Annotated in this window: 16 protein-coding genes; 10 read left to right on the forward strand and 6 right to left on the reverse strand. The window is 69.3% G+C overall.

From position 1 onward, the window contains the following. Positions 1 to 58: 58 nt before the first annotated feature. From P3102_RS08890 to P3102_RS08900, 3 genes are read left to right on the forward strand one after another with little or no spacing between them, the layout of a single operon-like run. A complete protein-coding gene (locus tag P3102_RS08890; RefSeq protein WP_276368051.1) occupies positions 59 to 265 on the forward strand; it encodes a heavy-metal-associated domain-containing protein in 207 nt (68 codons plus the stop codon). Continuing rightward, complete coding sequence (locus P3102_RS08895) at positions 262 to 414, forward strand: hypothetical protein (RefSeq protein ID WP_276368053.1); 153 nt, start codon at positions 262 to 264, stop codon at positions 412 to 414. Before P3102_RS08890 ends, P3102_RS08895 begins: the two co-directional genes overlap by 4 nt. Beyond that, positions 411 to 2,609 carry a heavy metal translocating P-type ATPase gene (locus P3102_RS08900; RefSeq protein ID WP_276368055.1) on the forward strand — a complete coding sequence of 733 codons (2,199 nt, stop codon included), beginning with the start codon at positions 411 to 413 and terminating at the stop codon, positions 2,607 to 2,609. The genes P3102_RS08895 and P3102_RS08900 overlap by 4 nt, the downstream gene beginning before the upstream one ends. On the opposite strand, the gene P3102_RS08905 is transcribed toward P3102_RS08900, so the two are convergent. Further along, on the reverse strand, positions 2,610 to 2,891 hold the full coding sequence (locus tag P3102_RS08905) for a metal-sensitive transcriptional regulator (protein ID WP_009081418.1): 282 nt from the start codon (positions 2,889 to 2,891) through the stop codon (positions 2,610 to 2,612). 169 nt (positions 2,892 to 3,060) lie between these two features. Between P3102_RS08905 and P3102_RS08910 the strand changes: the two genes are divergently transcribed. After that, positions 3,061 to 3,417 (forward strand): YciI family protein, encoded by a 357-nt coding sequence (locus P3102_RS08910; protein WP_276368056.1) that lies wholly within the window; start codon positions 3,061 to 3,063, stop codon positions 3,415 to 3,417. A gap of 57 nt (positions 3,418 to 3,474) precedes the next feature. Here P3102_RS08910 and P3102_RS08915 read toward each other — a convergent pair whose 3' ends face one another. Next, positions 3,475 to 4,143, reverse strand: coding sequence for a M protein (locus P3102_RS08915; protein ID WP_276368058.1), 669 nt, complete (start codon positions 4,141 to 4,143; stop codon positions 3,475 to 3,477). A gap of 227 nt (positions 4,144 to 4,370) precedes the next feature. Between P3102_RS08915 and P3102_RS08920 the strand changes: the two genes are divergently transcribed. Continuing rightward, on the forward strand, positions 4,371 to 5,066 hold the full coding sequence (locus P3102_RS08920) for a maleylpyruvate isomerase family mycothiol-dependent enzyme (protein WP_276368060.1): 696 nt from the start codon (positions 4,371 to 4,373) through the stop codon (positions 5,064 to 5,066). Here P3102_RS08920 and P3102_RS08925 read toward each other — a convergent pair whose 3' ends face one another. The 4 genes from P3102_RS08925 to P3102_RS08940 form a co-directional block, all read right to left on the reverse strand. Continuing rightward, entirely contained in the window at positions 5,067 to 6,401 is a 1,335-nt protein-coding gene (locus P3102_RS08925; RefSeq protein ID WP_276368062.1) for a copper resistance protein CopC, read from the reverse strand. Continuing rightward, positions 6,398 to 6,976: a hypothetical protein gene (locus P3102_RS08930; protein ID WP_276368063.1), complete on the reverse strand. Its 579-nt coding sequence runs from the start codon at positions 6,974 to 6,976 to the stop codon at positions 6,398 to 6,400. Before P3102_RS08930 ends, P3102_RS08925 begins: the two co-directional genes overlap by 4 nt. A gap of 112 nt (positions 6,977 to 7,088) precedes the next feature. Next, the gene (locus P3102_RS08935) at positions 7,089 to 7,775 is read right to left on the reverse strand and encodes a helix-turn-helix domain-containing protein (protein ID WP_276368065.1); all 687 of its coding nucleotides are present in this window, start codon (positions 7,773 to 7,775) and stop codon (positions 7,089 to 7,091) included. 40 nt (positions 7,776 to 7,815) lie between these two features. Next, positions 7,816 to 8,655, reverse strand: a complete 840-nt coding sequence (locus P3102_RS08940) for an AfsR/SARP family transcriptional regulator (protein WP_276368067.1) — start codon at positions 8,653 to 8,655, stop codon at positions 7,816 to 7,818. A 221-nt stretch (positions 8,656 to 8,876) separates the two neighbouring features. On the opposite strand from P3102_RS08940, the gene P3102_RS08945 reads away from it, so the two are divergent. The 5 genes from P3102_RS08945 to P3102_RS08965 all read left to right on the forward strand — a co-directional run bounded on the left by P3102_RS08945 (position 8,877) and on the right by P3102_RS08965 (position 17,084). Further along, a complete protein-coding gene (locus P3102_RS08945; protein ID WP_276368069.1) occupies positions 8,877 to 11,150 on the forward strand; it encodes a TOMM precursor leader peptide-binding protein in 2,274 nt (757 codons plus the stop codon). A 42-nt stretch (positions 11,151 to 11,192) separates the two neighbouring features. Further along, positions 11,193 to 12,638, forward strand: coding sequence for a SagB family peptide dehydrogenase (locus tag P3102_RS08950; RefSeq protein WP_276371058.1), 1,446 nt, complete (start codon positions 11,193 to 11,195; stop codon positions 12,636 to 12,638). 487 nt (positions 12,639 to 13,125) lie between these two features. Beyond that, the gene (locus P3102_RS08955) at positions 13,126 to 14,007 is read left to right on the forward strand and encodes an AraC family transcriptional regulator (RefSeq protein ID WP_276371060.1); all 882 of its coding nucleotides are present in this window, start codon (positions 13,126 to 13,128) and stop codon (positions 14,005 to 14,007) included. Positions 14,008 to 14,166: 159 nt separating this feature from the next. Continuing rightward, complete coding sequence (locus P3102_RS08960) at positions 14,167 to 15,123, forward strand: DUF1702 family protein (protein WP_276371061.1); 957 nt, start codon at positions 14,167 to 14,169, stop codon at positions 15,121 to 15,123. Then, the gene (locus P3102_RS08965) at positions 15,120 to 17,084 is read left to right on the forward strand and encodes a CRTAC1 family protein (protein ID WP_276368071.1); all 1,965 of its coding nucleotides are present in this window, start codon (positions 15,120 to 15,122) and stop codon (positions 17,082 to 17,084) included. The genes P3102_RS08960 and P3102_RS08965 overlap by 4 nt, the downstream gene beginning before the upstream one ends. The last annotated feature ends 2 nt before the right edge of the window (positions 17,085 to 17,086 follow it).

A 17,086-nucleotide genomic window follows, 5' to 3' on the forward strand; every position in this document is an offset into this window, starting at 1 on the left:
CCCCACGGGGTATAAAGGAAGTGATCGCTTCGCCTGTCCCGCAGAGGAGTTCGTACCGATGCCCGAAACCACCTACACCGTCAAGGGCATGTCCTGCGGACACTGCGCCTCCTCGGTCACCGAGGAGGTCGGCGGGATCGCGGGCGTCAGTGCCGTGCACGTGGACGTCGCCAGCGGCAAGGTGACCGTCACCAGCGAGTCGCCGCTCGACGTCCAGGCCGTCGACGCGGCCGTGACCGAGGCCGGCTACCAGCTCGTCTCGTGAGCACCGTCGTCAAGGTGTCGGCGTTCGCCGCGGCTCTGGTCGCGGTGTTCGCCCTCGCCTGGGCGATGGGGTCCGCGGTCGGGCCTTTGGGCGAAGCGCCGGAGCCGACCAGCGAGCACCACGGGCAGCACCCGGGAGGTACGCCGTGAGCGTCGGGACATCCCAGCGGGTCGAATTGGCCATCGGCGGGATGACCTGCGCGTCCTGCGCCGCGCGGGTCGAACGCAAACTGAACAAGGTCGACGGCGTCTCCGCCTCGGTCAATTACGCCACCGAGAAAGCCCGAGTCGACTTCCCGGCCGCGGTCTCGGTCGATGACCTCGTCGGTGTCGTCGAGTCCGCGGGCTACACGGCGCAGCCGCCCACGTCCGAGGAGGACGAAGACCAGGCCGCCTCCCTGCGAACGCGGCTGGTGGTCTCCGCCGTGCTCGCCGTGCCGGTGATCGTGCTGGCGATGGTCCCGGCCTGGCAGTTCACCTACTGGCAGTGGGTCTCGCTGGCGCTGGCCGCTCCGGTCGTCACCTGGGGTGCGTGGCCGTTCCACCGCCCCGCCTGGACGAACTTCCGCCATGGCACCGCCACCATGGACACCTTGATCTCACTCGGCGTCGTGGCCGCCACGCTCTGGTCGCTGTACGCGCTGCTGTTCGGGACCGCCGGGGTGCCCGGGATGCGGCACGGTTTCGAGCCGACCCTGGAACGCGGGTCCGGCGCGGGCAACCTCTACCTCGAAGTCGCCGCCGGGGTGACCACGTTCCTCCTGGCCGGCCGCTATTTCGAAGCCCGGTCCAAGCGTCGCTCCGGCGCCGCGCTGCGGGCACTGCTCGAACTCGGCGCGAAGGACGTCGCGGTCCTGAAGGACGGTGTCGAGAGCCGTGTCCCGATCGGCGCGCTGAAGACGGGCGACGAGTTCGTCGTACGGCCGGGGGAGAAGATCGCCACCGACGGTGTGGTGACCGGCGGCGGGTCGGCCGTCGACGTGAGCATGCTGACGGGTGAAGCCGTTCCGGTCGAGGTGACCACCGGGGACGCCGTCGTCGGCGGGACGGTCGACGCGGGCGGCAGGCTCGTCGTCCGTGCCACCCGGATCGGCGCCGACACCCGGCTCGCGCAGATGGCGCGGCTGGTCGAAGACGCGCAGAACGGCAAGGCGCGGGTCCAGCGGCTCGCCGACCGGGTGTCGGCCGTGTTCGTCCCGGTGGTGATCGCGCTCGCGGTCGGCACGCTCGGCTTCTGGCTCGGCGCGGGCAGCGGGGCGGACGCCGCCTTCACCGCCGCCGTCGCGGTCCTGATCATCGCCTGCCCCTGCGCGCTCGGCCTGGCCACGCCGACGGCGCTGCTGGTCGGCACCGGCCGCGGCGCGCAACTGGGCATCCTGATCAAGGGGCCCGAGGTGCTCGAATCCACTCGTGCGGTCGACACCGTCGTCCTGGACAAGACCGGCACGGTGACCGCTGGGAAGATGAGTCTCACGGACCTCCACGGCGACAACGAAGTGCTCCGTCTCGCGGCGGCGGTCGAGCACGCCTCCGAGCATCCGATCGCCCGTGCGATCGTGGCGGCCGCCGAAGACCGGCTGGGTGAGCTTCCGCCGGTCAGCGGGTTCCGCAACGCCGAGGGCCTTGGGGTCTCCGGTGAGGTCGAAGGCAAGACCGTCCTGGCCGGGCGCGCCGCTTTTCTCGACCAGCGCGGTATCGCCGTCGGCGACGAGCTCACCCGGGTCAAGACCTCCGCCGAGGAGCGTGGCGCGACCGCTGTCGTCGTCGCCTGGGACGGCGCGGCCCGTGGGGTGGTGGTCGTCGCCGACACGGTCAAGCCGACGTCGGCGCAGGCCGTGGCGGAATTGAAAGCGCTCGGGCTCCGGCCGGTCCTGCTGACCGGCGACAACACCGGCTCGGCGAAGGCCGTCGCCGCCGAAGTGGGGATCGACGAGGTCATCGCGGAGGTGCTGCCCACCGACAAGGTCGACGTCGTCAACCGGTTGCAGGCGGAAGGCCGCGTGGTCGCCATGGTCGGTGACGGCGTCAACGACGCGGCCGCGCTCGCGCAGGCCGACCTCGGCCTCTCGATGGGCACCGGGACGGACGCCGCGATCGAAGCGGGTGACCTGACGCTGGTGCGCGGTGACCTGCGTGCGGCCGTGGACGCCATCCGGCTTTCGCGGCGCACCCTCGGCACGATCAAGGGCAACCTGTTCTGGGCGTTCGCCTACAACGTCGCGGCGCTGCCCGTGGCCGCGCTCGGCCTGCTCGACCCCATGATCGCCGGGGCCGCGATGGCGTTCTCCTCGGTCTTCGTCGTCACCAACAGCCTGCGGCTGCGACGGTTCGCCGGCGTGGCCTGATCAGGAACGGACCAGCCGGGCGATGGCGTCGGACGCCTCCCGGACCTTGAGGTCGGCCTCCTCGCCACCCGCGGCGGCGGCCTGGACCACGCAGGTGGCGAGGTGCTCGTCGAGCAGTTCGAGGGAGAACGACTGCAGTGCCTTGGTGGCCGCGGACACCTGGGTCAGGATGTCGATGCAGTACTTGTCCTCTTCGACCATCCGCTGCAAACCGCGGATCTGTCCTTCGATCCGGCGCAGGCGCTTGAGATAGGCCTCCCGCTCGCTGCCGTAGCCCGTCATCGCGCACCCGTTCTCTCGTCCCTCGCCCGTCGGCGCCCACTATACCCACCCCGCGTATGTGCCCACGAAGCTCGAAATTCGCGGGTGCCAGGATGTCGAGCACGATCCGGCGGCTCCGACCCCTGCGTGAGCGGCCGGGCACCCGGCCGGACGAGGAGGAGGAACCGCGATGAAGTACATGATCATGATCACCATGAACCCCACCGCCTGGGACGCCCTGCCCGAGGAGGAGCGCACCGAGGTGGTCGCCAGCATCGACCCTTTCATGAAGAAGCTGACCGAGAGCGGCGAACTGCTCGGGACGCAGGCGCTGGGGGAGCCGAAGGAGAGCACGGTGGTCCGGGTGCGTGACGGCGTCCCGGTGGTCACCGACGGCCCGTTCGCCGAGTCGAAGGAGTATCTGGCCGGCTTTTACCTGGTCGAATGCGACAGCAAGGAGCGGGCGATCGAGATCGCGGGCCAGATCCCGGACGCGCACGTCAACGCGATGGAGATCCGGCCCGTGGTGTTCTCCTCCGGGGTGTGATTCGACCAGTCAGGGCGCGGCCTGTCCGTTGAGGGTGGCGGTGGGGCGGGGCCCGGGCTAGGTAGCGGCCGCTTCGGCGCCGGCGCGGGCTTCGGACCTGCTCCGGCGCTGAACGGGCACTTCCGGTTGCGGCGAGTCGGGCACGGCAAGGACCGAGCCGGCCTCGGTGAGCAGTTCACGGCAGCCGACCAGCTGTTTCAGCACGTCATCGCGCAGGCGCAGGGCCACGTCGGCCTTCTGTCGCGCTTCGGCGACCAGGCGCTCGCACTCTTCGGCGGCGTCGTCGAGCAGTTTCCGCGCCCGCTCCTGCGCGGCTTCGTCCTGTGCGGCGAGCGCGCGCATCGCCTCCGCGCGGCGCAGCGTCATGGCGCGTTCGAAATCTTCGGTGATCCGTTTTCGCTCCGCCTCGGCCTTGGCGGCCGCTTCGGTGGCGCGGGCGGTGATGTCGTCGGCTTCCTCGCGGGTGAGTTCCAGCATCCGGCGCGATCGCTCCTGCAACGCGTCCGGCGCGATCGGCACGCGGCTGATGCGGTCGACGGTGGCCTGGAGTTCGTGGTTTTCCCCTTGGGTGGCGGTGAGCCTGGCGGCGAGAGCCTCGCCGCGGCGAAGGGCTTCGTCGCGTTCGGCTTCCACTCGTCGTAATTCGGCTTCCACCTCGCGAACGAATTCCCGGACCTGAGCACGATCGAAACCGCGCCACGCCAGATCGAAGCCGGGCATCTCCATTGGTCACCTCCACAGTGGTCGATGTGTCGCCATTGGGCGCTTTCCCTTACAGCGCACGGGCGTTGCCACACGGGGCTTTCATCGACCAGTGTGCCCGAAGCCGCGACGACCTGTGCCAGGGGTGGGTGGTCTTTGCGGTGAACGGTCCGCGCAAGCGGGAAGAAGGGTGATCCGGGCAACGATGGGAGAATGGACGATCATCCTTTGCCCCCACTGGAGGTGGCCGCGTGACGAGCAGCCCAATTCGGGTCCCTGGCTGGAATCCGGCGACCGCGGCCGAAGGGTATCGGCAGGTCAGGGGAAACATCGCGCTCTTGCTCACCGGGCACGCGGGCGCGGGCGAGCGGCCCGTCCCGGCTTGTCCACAATGGACTGTCCGCGAGCTTGTCGCCCATCTGACCCAGATCTGTGACCGGGTGATCACCCGGTTCGGCGGCGCGGCCTGCCCGGTTCCGGAATCGGCGTCGGTCGCCGAAGTGCTGCGGCTCTGGCTCGAACGCGGCCCCGAGGCCGACGCGCTCCTCGACGCCGACGGCGACGGCAAGAGCCGCGGCGACATCATGGTCATGGACGCCTTCACCCATGAACTCGATCTCCGGTACGCGCTCGGCGCCCCGCCGCCCGAGGCGCACGGGGCCTGGCTGCGGAGTTTCGAAGTGCTCGTCGGCGGCCTGGGCTCCTCGCTGGGCGAGCACGGGCTGCCCGGCCTGCGGATCGAGACCGAGGGCGCGACCTGGATCGCCGGTACCGAACCGGTCGCCGCGGTGCTCTCGGGCACGCCCGTGGACCTGTACCGGTCGCTCGCCGGGCGCCGGAGCCCGGCCCAGATCGCCGCCTTGGCGTGGCCGGGCGATGCGGAGCCGTGGCTCCGGGCCTTCACCTGGGGGCCGTTCGCCCCGCCGGACGAGGAGATCGAGCGCTGATCAGCCGGTCGGCGACATCGAGGACAGTGCTGCGGCGAGGGCGAGCACCACGGCCACGATGAGCACCTCGACCCCCACGCTGACCCGCAGTTTCCGCAGGTCGGCGGTCACCACACCGGTGCCGCCGCGGCCGGAGATCCCGCGCCGGACCGCGGCGCGGCTCAGGTTCGCCACCAGCAGCAAAGCGGCGAACCCGGTGAGCTTCAGCACGAAGACGATGCCGTACGCCGACGTCCAGAGCGCCTCCACCGACGGAACCAGCCGGAAGCCCAGGTACGCGCCGCTGACCACCATGATCACGATCGACCAGGTGGCGATCGGGTGGAACCGCGCCAGCGCCGGCTCGGCCTCCTCCGCCGAGTACTCGCCGCGCAGGAGCACCGTCAGCTGGATCAGCCCGCCCACCCAGACGGCCATGGCACCGAAGTGCGCGAGGTCGGCGCTGACCGAGAGGAACATGATCTTGTCGGCCACCGCGTGCCCGGTCGCGGAAAAGCTCAGCATCACGATGAACCCGGCCGCGATGCCGAGGTTCTCGTAGCGTGATCGCAACCGCTGCGGCAGCTCGCCCGCCAGCAGCCGCCGCACGATCACGGCGAGCGCGACGATCGCGACCAGCCGCAGGAGCAGGAGCTTTCCGTACGCCACCCGCAGGGTCGCCTCGATCAGCGCCGGGTCGAAGACCGCGCCCACTCCGCGGCCCGCGACGTACGGGCCTTGCAGCAGGAACCCGGCCACGGCCGTGACCCCCGACAGCCACAGTCCGGCGGTGATCAGCTTCCGCGCCGCCGGATCGGTCCGGCCTCCCGGACGGCAGACCAGCACGAACACCATTCCGCCGAGCAGCGCGACACCACCGAAGGAGCCCCAGCGGAAGGTGGTGAACAGCGTGTCGGTGACCGGATCGGTCCCGGTGGAGGCGGACACCGCACCCGCCGAGGTGATCAGGGGGCCGGTACCGAGCACGAAGGCGATCGTGCCGCGCACCGGATGCGAGTCGGTCGAGACGAAGGCGTACTCGACGAGGTAACTGCCGTCGGGAAGATCGGGTTCCAGCTTGACGGCGACCTCTTCGGCGACGTCACCCGGCTGGAACACCGGACCGGACACCACGTCGGTGCCTTGCTGGTCGACGACCTTGATCGAGTTCGGCTGGATGCCGATGTTCTCCGACAGGGTGAGGGAGACCTGTGCCGGCGCCGAGGTGAGCCGGGCGCCGTCGGCGGGGTTCGAGGAGAGGAGTTCGACGTGGGCCGAAGCGGGGGCCGCGGCGAGCACCGCGACCCCGAACCACGCCGCCACGAGGGCCAGGAGCGCGAAGAGCCTCCTGGTCACGATGCCGTCGTCGCCAGCTCACGCCGGCTTTCGGGCGAACACGTGCAGCCGGTGAGCTCCCGTTCGGCGGCGGAGGCCTTCCGGTGCACGATCATCGCGATGATCATCGGGATGGTGACGATCGTGTTGTAGAACAGGTGCAGTTCCACCCGCGGGATGAACAGCTGGATGATGCTGCTCGGCGCGGTGCCGCCGCCGAGGCGCCAGCCGGTCTGCGCCTGGATCAGCAGCAGCAGATGCTCGATGTGGTGCCAGAACTGCAGGCCCAGCGCGAGATTCCACCACTGCCGCGAGCGGCCGGCGAAGCCCTTGCGCAAGGCGAACAGCGCGATCAGCATGACGATGGCGTAGCCGTAGTGCAGCCATTCGGAGCTGATCAGCTGGGGGAAGGGGATGCCGAGCACACCGCGGGCGTCCGGGGTCTTCCAGCCGAGGGCGTAGATCTGGAACGCCTGCACCAGGTGCTCCGCCCAGTGGGCCACCACGACGACCGCGAAGACACCGAGCGCGGCGCGATGGTATTTGCCGTTGAGCGACGCGATGAGACCGGGACGATCCGAATCGAGTGCGGCCATGAGGGGACTCCTTGGGGCGAAAGACCGGGCCGGTGACGGAAGTCGACGATAGCCCGCGAAACGGTGGCTCGGTTACTCCGGAATGCTGATTCGGCTTGGAGCGTTAGGCCGTTCAGCGCACTACGATTCCTTGCGCCGCCTGGGGAGCCGCCGGAATGTGGAACAGTTCGGTGAACAGTTCCAGGTATTCGAAGGCGCCTTCGATGCGGACTTTCCCGGTTCGCGTCGCTTCGGCGGCGGTGAGGTCCCCGGTCAGCAGATCCTTGATGAACGGGCCGAGCGGTTCGATGACCGCGTCGGCGCCGGGAAGCGCGCCGTCCGCCACCTTCAGCGCGCCGTCTTCGACGATCGCGTGCAGGACCATCTCGCCCGGATAGCGCACTTCGTAGGTGACCTGGACACCCTTGGCCTTGTCGCTCTGGAAGGTCGTGTACAGCGAGAGGATCGCCGCGTCCTTGGTGAGGACGTCCTCCGGGGCCGGACGGCCGAGCGACCGCGCGCCCCAGAGGCCGAGGTCCAGCACGATCTGGTCGAGTTCGCTGCCGTACTCGGTGAGCTCGTAGATCACCGCGGCGTCGAGCTGGGGCAGCAGCCGGCGGCGGAGCACCCCGGACTGCTCGAGTTCGTTGAGCCGCGCCGACAGCGTGCTCGCCGAGATCTTGGGCAGACCCGCCTGCAGCTCGGTGAACCGCTTCGGGCCGAGGACGAGGTCACGGACGATCAGCAGCGACCAGCGCTCGCCGATGATCTCCAGCGCGCGGGCGAGGCCGCAGAACTGCCCATAGGTACGACTGCTCATCCGTCGATCCTCACTTTCGGTTCCGTGGTGGGAGCGGGTTTCACGCGGGTTCACCCTCGGACAGCAGGCCGTGGTGCAGTACCTGCAATTCGTCGCAGGGCTCGACGCCGAGTTCGTTGTTGAGCCTCGCGCGCACCTGACGGTACGTGGCGAGCGCGTCGGAGCGCCGCCCACTGCGGCCGAGCACGCGGATCAGCTGCCCGTGCAGGGCCTCGTCCAGCGGGTTCGCGGTGACCAGGGAACGCAGTTCACCGATCAGTTCGTGCCGCATCCCGGCCGCGATGTCCGCTTCGATCCGCAAGTGCAGGGTGCTGCGCCGCTGTTCGACGAGGTCGACCGCGTAGGCCGACAGCACTGATCCACAGTGGACGTTCGCGAGCGGAGGCCCCGACCACAGGTCGAGCGCGGACCGGAAGGCCTTGGCCGCTTCGCCGTGCTCGCCCCGCAGTTGCCGCTCCCGGCCCTTCTGCTGCAGCTCCTGGAACTGGAAGACGTCCACCTGCTCCGGGGCGATCCGGAACACGTACCCCGGCGGTTTCGTGGCCAGCATGGTCTCGCCGTACGGGGCCAGTTCGTTCTCGTCGATGCACTTGCGCAGCTGGTAGACGTAGGTGTGCATCGTGGTGCGGACGCTGCGTGGCGGGTCGTTGGCCCACAGTTCCTGCACGATCGTGTCGATGTGCACGATCTTCCCCGGGCTCATCACCAGCATGGCGAGCACCTGCAGCAGCTTCGGCGTCGTCGGCGCGTAGTCGATCCCGTCCCGCACGAGTTCCAGCGGGCCGAGGAGCGTGAACCGGACGGGATCGACCGGCGGGGCGGCGATCGGGTTCGGTGCCGAGCCGTGGTGCTTGTCCGCTACTCGTGATCCGGTGTACATCGCAAGCGCCCTCCAGCTCGATACGCGTCGTGGGCTGTTTCCCAGTACGTCGACAGTGACAGAGCGGCGGGTCGCCGGGCCAGTGAGCCGTCCACCAGGTCCCGGGTGCGTGCCTCCCGGAAAAACATGGGTTTTTCATGTTTAGCCCGTGAAACGGACACTGGCCGGTACCAGGGTCCGCGCAGCAGGATTCGAGGACCAATCGACCTTTGGGGGTCTCCATGCGCGAGGTAGCGTCCATGCCCGGCTCGGTCAGCGGTGGTCTGGGGTTCAAACGGCATCTGCGCGCGGAGATCAGCGAGGGCAACGGTGCCTACCTGTTCTCGGAACAGGGGGTCATCGCGATCCGCGGCGCGCAGGTCGCGTCGGTGGCGGCCCTGCTCGACGGCACTCGTGACCTCGACGGTCTCCTGGCCGCCTGCCCGGACGGGATGAACGTCGCACAGGTCACCGGCGTGCTGGCCCGGCTGGTCGAGGCCGGCCTGGTCACCGTCCATGTGCCGGACGAGGTCAGCGGGGACGAACGCGCGCTCGCGTACTGGGACGCGTGCGGTCTCGACGCGTCCGCGGTGGCGGGCCGCCAGAAGCCGGCGACGGCGAGCCTGACCGCCATCGGCCGCGGCGTCGACACCTCGCAGGTCGCGAGCGCGCTCGCCGCGAGCGGCATCGAGGTGGTCACGACGGCGTCCGAGCTCGCGATCGTGCTGTGCGACGACTACCTCGACCCGAGGCTGGCCGAAATCGACGCCGAGCACCGGCGCACCGGGCGGCCGTGGCTGCTGGCCAGGCCGTCGGGTTCGCAGGTGTGGATCGGCCCGATCCTGCAGCCCGGCCGGTCGGGCTGCTGGCACTGCCTGACGAACCGGCTGTGGGGGCACCGGCACGCGGAGGCCTGTGTGCAGGAGGTCCTCGGGCACGACGGTCCCGCCTCGTTCCCGATGCCCGCCGTGCCGCCGCTGACCGCGGCCGCGTCCCAGCTGATCTCCCTCGAAGCGTCCAAATGGCTGGCGGGACACCGCTATCCGGGCCAGCAGGCGGTGTGGATCCTGGACACCCTCGATCTGCAGGGCAGGCTGCACGAACTGAGGCGCCGCCCGCAATGTCCCGAATGCGGGGACGAGGGGATCGTCGCCGCGCGGACCGCCGAGCCGATCGTGTTGCGGGAGGCGAAGAAGGCGACGTCGGGTGGCGGCGGGCACCGTACGCTGACCCCGGTCGAGGTGCTCGACCGGTTCGGCCACCTGGTCAGCCCGGTCACCGGCATCGTCAAGGAGATCGCCCGCGACCCGAGGGCGCCGGCGTTCGTGAACGCGTACCGCTCCGGGCTCAACGTCGCGCGCCGCGTGCGCGGTGAGGCGGGCTTGCGGGCCGGGCTGCGCGGGGACAACGGGGGCAAGGGCGCGAGCCCGATCGACGCCGAGGTCGGCGCGCTGTGCGAGGCGATCGAACGGTTCTCGGCGAACTACCAGGGCGACGAACTGCGGATCCGCGACACCTTCCGTGCGCTCGGCGAAGACGCCGTCCACCCGAACTCGTGCATGCTCTTCGACGAGCGTCAGTACACCGGCCGCGTCGAATGGAACGCCGAGCACGCGAACTTCCAGCACGTCCCCGACCGCTTCGACACCGACGCCGCCGTCGACTGGACGCCGCTGTGGTCGCTTTCGCAGCAGCGCCGGAAGCTGATGCCGACCGCGTACCTCTACTACGGTGTGCCGCCCGAATGCGGGATCACCGGGATGCGCGCGGACTCCAACGGTTGCGCGGCCGGAAGCAGCATCGAGGACGCGATCCTGCAGGGACTGCTCGAACTCGTCGAACGCGACGCCGTGGCGATGTGGTGGTACAACCGGCTTCCCGTGCCCGGCGTCGACATCGCGTCGTTCGACGACCCGTGGGCCGAGGAGATGGTGGGCCAGTACGCGCGGGGCGGCCGGGAACTGTGGGTGCTCGACCTGACCGCGGACCTCGGTGTGCCGGTGATGGTCGCGCTGTCGAGGAGTGTCGCCGGGCCGCGCGAGAACGTCATGATGGGTTTCGGTGCCCACCTGGACCCCAGGACGGCGCTGAGGAGGGCGGTCAGCGAGCTCAACCAGATGATCCCCGCGGTGCTCCCGAACGACGTCGAACTCGACGATCCCGACGCGTCGAAATGGCTTCGGTACGCCACGGTCGCGAACCAGCCGTATCTGCTTCCGGCGCCGGGGCGGTCGGCGAAACGCGCCGCGGACTTCAAGTTCGTCCGGCGGCCCGATGTCCGGGACGACGTGGAGAGCCTGGTACGCAAGCTTTCCGCGCTGGGAATGGAGACGCTCGTGCTGGATCAGACCAGGCCCGACATCGACCTCCCGGTGGTCCGGGTGGTCGTTCCGGGGCTGCGTCCGTTCTGGAGCCGCTTCGCCCCGGGACGCCTGTTCGACGTGCCGGTGCGGATGGGCAGGCTCGCCGAACCGACCCCGTACGAACGGCTCAATCCCTTCCCCATGTTCTTGTAGACCCGGCTGGAGCAGCAGTTGACGACAGATTCCCCCGGCGGTGTGGCCGAAACGATCCCCTTGTGGTCGCTCACCGACGACAGCCTGGTCGAAATCGGTGAGGACGGCTCGCTGGTGGTCGTCACCCGCTGGGGCGAGTACGAGTTCGACCGCGCGGAACCCCTGGTGCGGGAATCGTTGCGGCGGATGGCGTTGGGGCCGGTCTCGCTCGCGAACGTGACGTCGTCCTGGGAGCCGGTCGAGCGCGCGCCCGATCTCGAGGGCGAACTCAGCTGGACGGCGGAGGGCGCCGACGCGCTGCGGCAGGCGCTGAAGGAACTGGGTGGTTCCGTGGTGCGCTCACTCGGTCTCGCCGATGGCCGGGGCCCGCTGCTGTCGGTGGTCCCGGTGGTGCTCGCGCCGGTGTTCACGCCGGCGGAGATCCCGCCCACCCACCCGATCCGGTTGTCCCGCTTCAGTTCCCTGCGGTCCGACGCCGACGGGATGGGGCTGGAGTCGCCGTCCGCGCGTTATCGCGTCGTGCTGTCCCAGCCGTGGGCGGTGCACGTCGCGGCGACCCTGGCGACCGCGAGATCGGCCGGGGACATCGCCTCCACGACGGGTATCGACGCCGGGGTGGTCGGCGCGATCGTGTCGTACCTGGTCGCCGCGGGCGTCGTCCAGGCCGCCGGCGAAAACGGCCGGTTCGCCGAGGACGAGGACCCCGGACTGGGCCTGTGGTCGCCGGACGAACTGTCGTTCCACACCACGAGCCGGACCTGGCGGCCCGGTGGCCCCACCGATCTGCCCGGGCTCGGGAACCCGCCGGTGGTCAAGGCCGCCCCCGGCGAAGGTCCGGCCCACGCGCTGTACCGGCCGGACCTGGACGACCGCGCGGAGACCGACCCGACGCTGACGGCGTTGCTGGAACACGACCACACCTGCCCCGAATTCACCGAGGGCGTGCTGTCCGCCGAACAGATCGGCGAGTTCCTGTTCCGCGGCGCGCGCATTCGGTCGATCGGGCCCGCGCACCTCCCCAACGGCCCCGCGCACAAGGCCTCGCAGCGGCCGTACTTCAGCGTCGCCTGCCTGTACGAGCTCGAGTTGTACGTCTCGGTCAACCGGTGCTCCGGGCTGGATCGCGGGATCTACCACTACGACCCGCTGGAGCATCGGCTCGGCTTGGTCAACGACGACGAGGCCGATCTCGACGCGATACTCGACATGGCGATGATCGGTGGCGGCAACCATCAGCGGCCTTCGGCGCTCATCACCGTGACCGCGCGGATGCCGCGGATGGCGTCCGTGCTCGGCGGTGGCGCGTACGCCACGACGCTGGCGCATGTCGGTGCCCTGCACCAGACGCTGTACCTCGTCGCCCGCGCCATGGGGCTGGCCGCGCACGCCGTCCCGGTGGACGCCGGTGACCGCGTCGACCGCGCCTTGAAACTCGACTGGCCCGCCGAGGTGAGCGTCGGCGAGTGCGTGCTCGACCTGCCGGTCTGAACCTCGTGAGCGGGTTCTGTCGAGGGGTAAGGCGAACGTGTCGTATGGGTGGCAAGTCCGTGAAGGCCTCCTTGAGGGATCCAGGGTCCCTCAAGGAGGCCTTCACGGCCAGCAAACCGTCTGCACAGAGCGACCACGCGCCTGCACACGACAGGTCGACTTACCTCTCGATAACGCAGTGCGCAGAGCTCACGATGGCATCGACATCAGAAAAACGTCCTTTGTGGATGGTGAGGAGCGTCGGGACTCATTTGCGAGCCCGCTGCGCCGCCGATCCTGCATGCCACTTTTGCCCTAGCCGCCAGTGACCCTATTCGCCACTCGCGACCCCCTCGGCCGTCCGCCGATCGCGCAGATCCGGACAACCCCCGGATGGCCCTTCTCGATCGCGCGTCGAGTGCTCTGAAATCGTCGCCGCGTTTGCTGTCGGCAGAGGAAAAGCGACAGCGAATCCGAGGTTGGTCTGATGCAGCTACGAACAGTCGCCATGGCGGCGAACGAGAAAGGCGTCACCGAACCCGGTCGGCTCCCCGAGCCGGCGTCCCCCTTGCAACCTGCGGTGCTGCAGGCCATCTCATCGATGCACGCGAGGTACTTCGACCCGATCACCCTGGGCGACCTGGCATCGGAAGTCTTCGTCAGCCCGTTCCACTTTTCGCGGATCTTCACCAAGGCGACCGGGGTGACCCCCGGCCGGTACCTCACCGCGATCCGGCTCTTCGAAGCGAAACGACTGCTGCTGACGACGTCGCTGACGGTGTCGGACATCGTGTGCAGCGTCGGCTACAGCAGCGTCGGCACCTTCACCAGCCGTTTCACCCGTGCGGTCGGGATGACCCCGACCCAGTACCGTGATCCCGAGGTCGGCGAACTGCTCGTCGCGCTGGCCCCGCACTTCCAGCGGCTCCCGACCCTGGAAGCCCTGCACAGCGCCGGAATGGGCAGCGCCACGATGCGCAGCGGCACCGGCACGATCAGTGTGCGCGTCGAGACCCCGCGCGGGGCGGGCCCGGCGAGTGTCCTCATCGGACTGTTCGCCGAGTCGATCCCGCAGTGCGGTCCGGTCGCGTTCGGCGGCAGGGCGAACGTCCTGTCGGCGGACATCGAGATCCAGAACGTCCCCGAGGGCCGGTGGACCGTGATCGGGGTGGCCGAGCACGCCGCCGGGACCGCGTCCTCCGCGTTCTCCGTGGGCACCCTGCCCGGCCGGGTGGACATCACCCGGTACGGCCGGGTGCATCTGCGGATGCCGATGCGGGCCCCCCGGCCGACCGACGCGCCGATGGCGATCACCCTCGCCGGCGGGCCGACCTCGGCGGGCAACCGGATGACCATGCCCGCTCCCGACTACCTGCGCGCGGTGGCCTGACCGAAGGTATTCCCGCGTTCTCCCGGTCTCGCAAACCGGGAGAACCGGGGCGCAACCGCGGAGTAGCCGCGCCCTCGTCGCGCGTGTGAGCCTTTAACCAATCCAGAATTCGAATCCACCCGTTAGGGGGAGAGTGCGTTGGGCAATGGTTGGCGCACGATCAGACGTCGCATGATCACGCCGGATGTCTCCGAGACCACGCTGGAGAAGCGAGGTTTCCACAAGAAGAGCCCCGCCGCTCAGAAATTGCTGGAGACCGTCGGTGAGAAATTCCTGCTCGGTTATGCACACGCGGTCGAAGCGCGTACCACCGGGCAGGCCGAAGAATGGCTGGAGCGTATTCCGGTCAAATTCCGCGGTTTCGCCTACGAAGGCGCGGGAATGGGGTACGGAATGCTGGACGGCCTGCCGGGCGGCGGCCGGGAGCATATCGCGGACTTCCTCGCCGGTCCCGCCGAGAAGCACGACTACATCATCTACGTCGGCGTCGGCTGGGCGATGGCGCGGCTGCCGCGGTTCCGCTGGCCGTCCGCCGAGGACTTCGACCCGTTGCTGCGCTGGCTGGTGCTCGACGGATACGGCTTCCACCAGGCCTACTTCAAGACGGCGAAATACGTCGACGGCCAGTTCCAGGACCCGGACTTCTCCTGGCCGCCCGGTAACGACGGCTACGCGTTGCGGGCGATCGACCAAGGCATCGGCCGGGCGTTGTGGTTCATCTGCGGCACCGACGTCGATCTCGTCACCGAAACGATCGCGCGCTTCCCGGAGCGGCGGCACGGAGACCTCTACGCCGGGGTCGGGCTCGCCTCGACCTACGCGTGCGGTGTGACCTCCGATGAACTGCTCAAACTGGCCGAGTTCGCGGGCGAGCACCGCGGGAATCTCGCCCAGGGCAGTGCTTTCGCCGCCGAAGCCCGCGTTCGCGCCGGGTTGCTGATCCCCGAGACCGAGGTCGCCACGCAGGCGATCTGCGGGCTGCCGGCCGAACGGGCCGCGGCCATCACCCAGGAGGTGCGCCCGGCTGTGGTCGTCGACGGCGAACTCCCGGCTTTCGAAACCTGGCGACAGCGCATCGCCGCCGAGGTCCTCAAATCTGGAGGTGCAGGAAAATGACCGCGACCTTGGGCTGGCTCCGCAAGCAGCTTGCGGGCATCGTGGCGCTGGTGCTGATGGCGGGACTGTTCGTGGTGGCCCAGCTGCCCACGGTCTCGACCGCCGAGGCCGACACGATGGCCTCGAAGTACGCGTTCGAACCGCTGACGATCGCCTTGCCGGAGGCGGCCAAGAGCCAGTCGATCCGGACGGTGAACAAGGACTACGAGCACATCCGGGCCTGGATCTCCTCGGTCGGTGCCGCGATCGCGGTCAACGACCTCGACGGGGACAAGCTCGCGAACGACCTGTGCTTCGTCGACCCGCGCAGCGACCAGCTGGTGATCACCCCGACGCCGGGCAAGGGCGGCGACCGCTACGCGCCGTTCGCGCTCGACGCGGCACCGCTGCCGATGGGCAAGTACATCGCGCCCATGGGGTGTGTGCCCGCGGACTACAACGAGGACGGCCGGGTCGACCTGCTGGCCTACTACTGGGGCCGGACCCCGATCCTGTTCCTCTCGAAGCCGGGCGCGACCAAGCTCGAACCCAAGGCCTACGAGCCGGTGGAACTGGTGCCGGGCAACAACTCCAAGAACGGTGAATACTCCGGTCCACTGTGGAACACCAACGCCGCCTCGGTCGGTGACTTCGACGGCGACGGCCACCAGGACATCTTCATCGGCAACTACTTCCCCGACAGCGCGGTGCTGGACGACCGCGTCTCCGGCGGGGTCGAGATGAACAAGTCGATGTCGCACGCCGACAACGCGGGCGGCAAGTACATCCTGCGGTTCACCGGCGCCACCCAGGGCGCGAAGCCGAGCGCGGCGTTCGCCCTCGACGACAAGGCCATCCCGGCCGACGCCCAGGGCGGCTGGTCGCTCGCGGCCAGCGCGACCGACGTCGACGGGGACAACCTGCCGGAGCTCTACATCGGCAACGACTTCGGGCACGACCGCCTGCTGTACAACAAGTCCCGTCCCGGTCACGTCGAATTCGCCGAGGTGAAGGGGGTTCGCGGGCCCAACGAGCCGAAGTCGAAGGTGCTCGGCAACGACTCCTTCAAGGGCATGGGCGTCGACTTCGCCGACCTCGACCACGACGGGCTCTACGACCTGTACGTCAGCAACATCACGACGTCGTGGGGGATCGAGGAAAGCCACTTCCAGTTCATGAACACCGCCGAGAACACCGCGGATCTGCGGGGCAGGCTGCAGGGCGGCGAGGCACCGTGGGTGGACCGCAGCGCACAGGCGGGCACCGCGTGGTCCGGCTGGGGCTGGGACGTGAAGATCGCCGACTACAACAACAGCGGCGAATCGGTGATCACGCAGGCCACCGGATTCGTCAAGGGCGACGTCAACCGCTGGCCGCAGCTGCAGGAGCTGGCGACGTCGAACGACGAACTGCTGAAGCACCCGTCGTTCTGGCCGAACATGGTGGCCGGTGACGACGTCGGCGGCGACCACACCCTGCACTTCTGGGCCAAGGGTTCCGACGGCCGCTACACCGACCTGGCCCCGCGCCTCGGTCTGGCCGTCCCGGTGCCCACTCGCGGTATCGCCACCGGTGACGCCGACGGCGACGGCAAGCTCGACTTCGCCGTGGCCCGCCAGTGGGAGCAGCCGATCTTCTACCACAACGTCAGCCCCGATTCCGGGTCGTACCTGAACCTGAAGCTGGTGCACGACAAGGCTTCGGCCGACGGTCCGCTCGAGGCGGCGGGCACCGCGGCGATCGGCGCGCAGATCACCGTCGTCACCCCCGACGGCAAGAAGTACATGGACCGCGTCGACGGTGGCAGCGGCCACTCCGGCAAGCGCAGCCACGAGATCCAGATCGGACTCGGCAAGGTCACCGGGCCGGTGAAGGTGAGCCTGCAATGGCGCGACCTGACCGGGACCATCCGCACCCAGGAGGTCCAGCCGACCCCGGGCAGCCACACGTTCCAGCTCGGCGCTCAGGCTAAGGAGAAGTGACC

Source organism: Amycolatopsis sp. QT-25, from assembly GCF_029369745.1.
GTDB lineage: Bacteria > Actinomycetota > Actinomycetes > Mycobacteriales > Pseudonocardiaceae > Amycolatopsis.